This is a genomic window from Kitasatospora sp. NPDC058965 (genome assembly GCF_042741245.1).
Classification (GTDB): Bacteria; Actinomycetota; Actinomycetes; order Streptomycetales; family Streptomycetaceae; genus Kitasatospora.
This window is the reverse complement of record NZ_JBHYKG010000431.1, coordinates 1-5,631: the sequence shown is the minus strand read 5'-3', so window position 1 is coordinate 5,631 and position 5,631 is coordinate 1. Positions and strand designations below refer to the sequence as shown.

General features: G+C 76.3%; 5 protein-coding genes. 3 read left to right on the top strand and 2 right to left on the bottom strand.

Going from position 1 to position 5,631, the window contains the following annotated elements:
- Positions 1–1,172 (bottom strand): DUF4139 domain-containing protein (locus ACFW1A_RS37680; RefSeq protein WP_380417667.1); only part of this gene is annotated, 1,172 nt, incomplete at its 3' end.
- A gap of 250 nt (positions 1,173–1,422) precedes the next feature.
- On the opposite strand from ACFW1A_RS37680, the gene ACFW1A_RS37675 reads away from it, so the two are divergent.
- The 3 genes from ACFW1A_RS37675 to der all read left to right on the top strand — a co-directional run bounded on the left by ACFW1A_RS37675 (position 1,423) and on the right by der (position 4,899).
- Complete coding sequence (locus ACFW1A_RS37675; protein ID WP_380417665.1) at positions 1,423–2,508, top strand: prephenate dehydrogenase; 1,086 nt, start codon at positions 1,423–1,425, stop codon at positions 2,506–2,508.
- 98 nt (positions 2,509–2,606) lie between these two features.
- A complete protein-coding gene (gene cmk, locus ACFW1A_RS37670) occupies positions 2,607–3,323 on the top strand; it encodes a (d)CMP kinase (protein ID WP_380417663.1) in 717 nt (238 codons plus the stop codon).
- Between the two features lie 130 nt (positions 3,324–3,453).
- The gene (der, locus tag ACFW1A_RS37665; protein WP_380417661.1) at positions 3,454–4,899 is read left to right on the top strand and encodes a ribosome biogenesis GTPase Der; all 1,446 of its coding nucleotides are present in this window, start codon (positions 3,454–3,456) and stop codon (positions 4,897–4,899) included.
- Positions 4,900–4,966: 67 nt separating this feature from the next.
- On the opposite strand, the gene ACFW1A_RS37660 is transcribed toward der, so the two are convergent.
- Positions 4,967–5,548 (bottom strand): hypothetical protein, encoded by a 582-nt coding sequence (locus ACFW1A_RS37660; RefSeq protein WP_380417659.1) that lies wholly within the window; start codon positions 5,546–5,548, stop codon positions 4,967–4,969.
- Positions 5,549–5,631: the final 83 nt, after the last annotated feature.

Here is a 5,631-nt window from a genome sequence, read left to right as displayed (position 1 = left end):
GGCCGGGGCGCCGGTCCGCCGGGCGCGGCCGGCGCCGGCGCGCCGCCGAAGCCGGCCGGCCCCGCACCCCGGGAGCCCTCGGCCCGCAGGTCCACGACGTCGAACTCGGGGTCGGCCGGCTTCTTGACCGACCGGGTGCTGCGCCGGACGGTCCGACTGCGTTCGGCAGCGGCGGGCGTGCCGGGCAGCGGCGTGCGGTCGAAGCCGCGCGGCAGCAGCTCGTCGTGGTCGGCGAAGAGCCCGTCGAGGCCGGCCGGCGGCTCGCGCCAGCCGGAGGGGGCCGGCGCGGGCCGCCGGCGGCCGATCCGCAGCGAGCGCAGCTCGGGCAGGCGGCCCGGCCGGCGCAGGTCGGCGGTGGAGAGGGCGAGGCGGACACCCGTCCAGTCCTCGCCGGTGCGCTGGGCGACGGCGGCGCGCAGGGTCAGCGTGCCGCTGCCGGAGCCCGGGCTGTGGTCGAGCCGGTAGCTGGGGTACCAGCGGGCGCTCGGCACCCGGTACTCGACGCCGACGGTGACCGGGGCGGTGGGGACGGGCGTGTCCGGGGCGTCCGCGGCGAGGGTGACCAGGACCGTGGTGCCGGTCCGCACCGGTGCCCGGCGCGCCGCGGTCGAGCTGCGGGCCACCCGGTCGCGCAGCAGGTCGCGCCGGTGCTCGGCGAGCTCGACCTGCTCGCGGACCTCCTCGGCCCGGGCCTGCAGCGCGCCCAGCCGCTCGGCCACGAAGTCGGCCAGGGCCAGCAGGGCCCCGGCGGGCGCCCGGCGGTGCGCGGGGGCGTCCGGCACGGGCGCGGGCGGGACGGCGCGCAGCGCGGCGGTCTGCACGATCCGGTCGTCCAGGGTCCGGGCGCGCAGCACCAGCGCCCGCAGTTCCTCCTCGGCGGCGGCCAGGTCGCGGCGCAGCGCGGGCAGCTCGGCGGTGGTCCCGACCTCGGCCGTGGCGGCCGTGCGGACCTCGGTGATCCGCCAGCCCGGCGGGCCGTCGGGCAGCGCGGCGCGCAGCGTGCGGTGCTCGACGACGGCGGGCAGGCCGGTGAGCCGCAGGCGGACCCGCGGCACGGCGTCCGGGCCGGCGCCGGCCGGCGGGGCGGGCAGCCGCCCGCCGGCCAGCCGGAGGCAGACGGCGCCGGAGTCGTGCACCACCACGGAGTCGAGCTCGGTGGGCCAGTCGGTCACTGACGGGTCGTCTACCGGCCGAAGCGTCACGGAGATGCACCCCTTCCCTGTGCGAGAGCTGTGCGGTGCGAGCGCTGTGCGCGGGTCGCGGGGCCAGTCTGCCGGGTCGGGGCGACAGCTGTCTCCCGCCCCCGCGAGCGTGCCCCGCAGCCGCGCCCGCGGCGCGGGCGGGGCCGGGGGAGCGTCGGCCCGGGCGGTACGGGAGGATGGGAGCACGTCCCGCGCCCGATCCCCAGGAGAGCCTCCCGCCATGCGCACTGTCGCCGTCGTCGGCACCGGTCTGATCGGCACCTCCGCCGCGCTCGCGCTCTCGGCCCGGGGGATCACGGTCCACCTGGAGGACGCCGACCCGGACGCGGCCCGCACCGCGGCCTCGCTCGGCGCCGGCACCGTGGAGGAGCCCGCCGGCCCGGTCGACCTGGCCGTGGTGGCGGTGCCGCCGGCGCTGGTCGGCAAGGTGCTGGCGGACTGCCAGCGGCGCGGCCTGGCCCGCTGCTACACCGACGTGGCCAGCGTCAAGGCCGGCCCGCGCGAGGAGGTCGCCGCGCTCGGCCTGGACACCGCGCACTACATCGGCGGCCACCCGATGGCCGGCCGGGAGCGGTCCGGCCCGCTGGCCGCCCGGGCCGACCTGTTCGAGGGCCGCCCCTGGGTGCTGACCCCCACCCCCGACACCGACACCGAGACGCTGAACGCCGCGCTGGAGCTGGTCGCGCTCTGCGGCGCGATGCCGGTGGTGATGGACGCGGCCGCGCACGACCGCGCGGTGGCCCTGGTCTCGCACGCCCCGCAGTTGCTCTCCTCGCTGGTCGCGGCCCGGCTGGAGCACGCCGACGACACCGCGGTGCGGCTGGCCGGCCAGGGCGTGCGCGACGTGACCCGGATCGCCGCCTCCGACCCGCGGATGTGGCTGGACATCCTGGCCGCCAACGCCGGGGTGGTGGCCGACATCCTGGACGACGTGGTCACCGACCTGCGGGACACGGTGGCCGCGCTGCGCGCGCTGGAGAGCGGCGACGAGGCCGCCCGGCTGGGCGGCAGCGCCGGCATCGAGGCCGTGATGCGGCGCGGCAACCTCGGCCACGCCCGGATCCCGGGCAAGCACGGTGCCCCGCCCACCCGGTACGAGACCGTGGTGGTGGCGATCGGCGACCAGCCGGGCGAGCTGGGCCGGCTGTTCCGCGAGGTGGCGCGGGCCGGGGTCAACGTGGAGGACGTGGCGATCGACCACTCGGCCGGCCGCCAGGTCGGCCTGGTGCAGCTCTCGGTCAACCCGGGCGCGGTGCACCAGCTGGGGGTGGCGCTGACCGAGCGCGGTTGGGACGTGCGGGACTGAGTCCCGCCCCGGCCCCGCTCCGCAGGCGGACGGCGGGGCCCGCCCGGTCGTCTAACCTTGAGGTATCTCCCCCGGGTGTCGAGAAGAGAGGTTCCCCCGTGGACACTGCCGACCGAGCGCACGCCCCGGTCGTCGTCGCCATCGACGGACCCTCCGGCTCCGGCAAGTCGACCGTCTCCCGCGCGGTGGCGGCCCGACTGGGCCTGAGCTTCCTGGACACCGGTGCCATGTACCGGGCGATGACCTGGTGGATGCTGGCCAACGAGGTGGACGTGGCGGACGCCGAGGCGGTCGCCATCGCCTGCGGCAAGCCGGTGATCGTCTCCGGCACCGACGCGGACGGCCCGACCATCACGGTCGACGGCGTGGACGTCGCCGGCCCGATCCGCGGCCCGGAGGTGACCGCCGGCGTCAGCGCGGTGGCCGCGGTGCCCGCGGTCCGCAGCCGCCTGGTGGAGCTGCAGCGCGGCTGCGCCGAGCTGGCCGAGCGCGGCATCGTCGCCGAGGGCCGGGACATGGGGACCGTGGTCTTCCCGGCCGCCACCGTGAAGGTGTTCCTGACCGCCTCCGAGACGGCCCGGGCCGAGCGGCGCGCCGCCGAGCTGCGGGCCAAGGGCGTGGACGAGGCGACCATCGCCGTGATGGCCGCCGACCTGGGCCGGCGCGACGCCGCCGACTCGTCCCGGGCCACCGCCCCGCTGGCCCAGGCCGCGGACGCGGTGCTGGTGGACACCAGTGAGCTGACGCTGGAGCAGGTCGTCGACACCGTGGTGGAGTTGGTCGCGCAGCGGGCCGGCCACCCGAGCGCGGCCTGAGGCCCGCGGTCGGCGGACACCGTCGCCGACCGAGAATCATTTTTTCGCGCTGCCCGGGCTGCCGAAGCCCGGGCAGGTACGCACGGTCCGCCCCCGTTCCGGGGCGGGCCGGGAAACGGAACAGACGAAGATGAGCAACGAGCACCTGCCCGCCCACGGCGAGCTGGACGACTCCGAGTACGCCGAGTTCATGCAGTACGCCGAGGAGGAGGGCTTCGAGGGCGAGGACCTCGACCTCGACCCGCACGCCCACGTGCCGCTGCCGGTGCTGGCCGTGGTCGGCCGCCCGAACGTCGGCAAGTCGACCCTGGTCAACCGGATCATCGGTCGGCGCGAGGCGGTCGTCGAGGACAAGCCCGGCGTGACCCGCGACCGGGTGCAGTACGAGGCCACCTGGAACGGACGCCGGTTCAAGCTGGTGGACACCGGCGGCTGGGAGATCGACGTCCTCGGCATCGACGCGATGGTGGCCGCGCAGGCCGAGCTCGGCATCGAGACCGCCGACGCGGTGCTCTTCGTGGTGGACGCCACGGTCGGCGCCACCGACACCGACGAGGCCCTGGTCAAGCTGATCCGCCGGGCCGGCAAGCCGGTGGTGCTGTGCGCCAACAAGGTGGACGGCCCGTCCACCGAGGCCGAGGCCGCCTACCTCTGGTCGCTCGGCCTGGGCGAGCCCTACCCCGTCTCGGCGCTGCACGGCCGCGGTTCCGGCGACCTGCTGGACGCCGTGATGGCCGCGCTGCCGGAGGCGCCGCCGCAGACGTTCGGCGTGCCGACCGGCGGCCCGCGCCGGGTGGCGCTGATCGGCCGGCCCAACGTCGGCAAGTCCAGCCTGCTCAACAAGGTGGCGGGCGAGGAGCGGGTGGTGGTCAACGAGCTGGCCGGCACCACCCGGGACCCGGTCGACGAGATGATCGAGCTGGGCGGCAAGACCTGGAAGTTCGTCGACACCGCCGGCATCCGCCGCCGGGTCCACCTGACCGCGGGCGCCGACTTCTACGCCTCGCTGCGCACCTCCGCCGCGCTGGAGAAGGCCGAGGTCGCGGTGGTCCTGATCGACTGCAGCGAGCCGCTGGCCGAGCAGGACACCCGGATCATCTCGATGGCGGTGGACGCCGGCCGCGCCGTGGTGATCGCCTACAACAAGTGGGACCAGCTCGACGAGGAGCGCCGCTACTACCTGGAGCGGGAGATCGAGCAGGACCTGGTCCAGGTCCAGTGGGCGCCCCGGGTCAACGTCTCGGCGAAGACCGGTCGGCACATGGAGAAGCTGGTCCCGGCGATCGAGACCGCGCTGGAGGGCTGGGAGACCCGGATCCCCACCGCCAAGCTGAACGCCTTCCTCGGCGAGCTGGTCGCCGCCCACCCGCACCCGATCCGCGGCGGCAAGCAGCCGCGCATCCTGTTCGGGACCCAGGCCGGCACCAAGCCGCCGCGCTTCGTGCTCTTCGCCTCCGGCTTCCTGGAGGCGGGCTACCGGCGGTTCGTCGAGCGTCGGCTGCGCGAGGAGTTCGGCTTCGTCGGGACGCCGATCTCGATCTCGGTGCGGGTGCGCGAGAAGCGCAAGAAGAAGTAGCAGCTTCGTACGACGGTGCCCGGGTGACGATGCGTCACCCGGGCACCGGGCTGTTCCGCCCCGTTGGTCAGGACTGGCCCGGCGGCAGCGAGAGCAGCCCGCCGCGGTGCCGGCCGGGGGTGGCCGGGGCGGGCACGGTGGGCGGCTGGGCGGGCGAGGGCAGGGTGACCGGGGCCAGGTAGCCGGTGGCCACCCAGCCCTGGCCTACGCTCGGCGGCTGGTGCTGCTGCTGGGCCTGCGGCTGCTGGGTGTGCTGGGCCTGGTGCACCGGCTGCTGCGGGTGGTGCACCTGCTGCTGGGCCGGGACCTGCTGGGCCGGGACGAACTGCTGCGGCGCCGGGTAGCCGGCGAACGGCTGGTGCGGCGGGACCTGGCCCGGGTACGGCTCGCCGCCGTACTCCTGGCGCGGCTCCTCCAGCGCCCGGTAGCCCTCCAGCGCGGCCGGGTGCGGCGGCGCGGCGGCCGCCACGGTGAGGCCGAGCCGACCCGGGTAGGAGCGCTCGCGGACCGCGAAGCCGGTGAACCGCATGTCCTCCTCGCCGGACCGGTCACCGGGCAGCGCCCGGAAGAGGCGCCGGTACTCGGAGTACAGCTCGTCGTAGATCGGGGTCGGGGCGCTCGGATGCTCCGCGTCGTACGACGGCCTCATCGCCGGGATCCCTCGGGACGCGCTGGTCTGGCGGAAGGCTGAGGTCACGTCGTAGCTGTACACGCAGGGCCCAACGAGCGAGC

Coding starts and splice junctions, on each gene's coding strand:
- ACFW1A_RS37675 (WP_380417665.1), top strand. CDS start 1,423: ATGCGCACTGTCGCCGTCGTCGGCACCGGTCTGATCGGCACCTCCGCC.
- der (WP_380417661.1), top strand. CDS start 3,454: ATGAGCAACGAGCACCTGCCCGCCCACGGCGAGCTGGACGACTCCGAG.
- ACFW1A_RS37660 (WP_380417659.1), bottom strand. CDS start 5,548: ATGAGGCCGTCGTACGACGCGGAGCATCCGAGCGCCCCGACCCCGATC.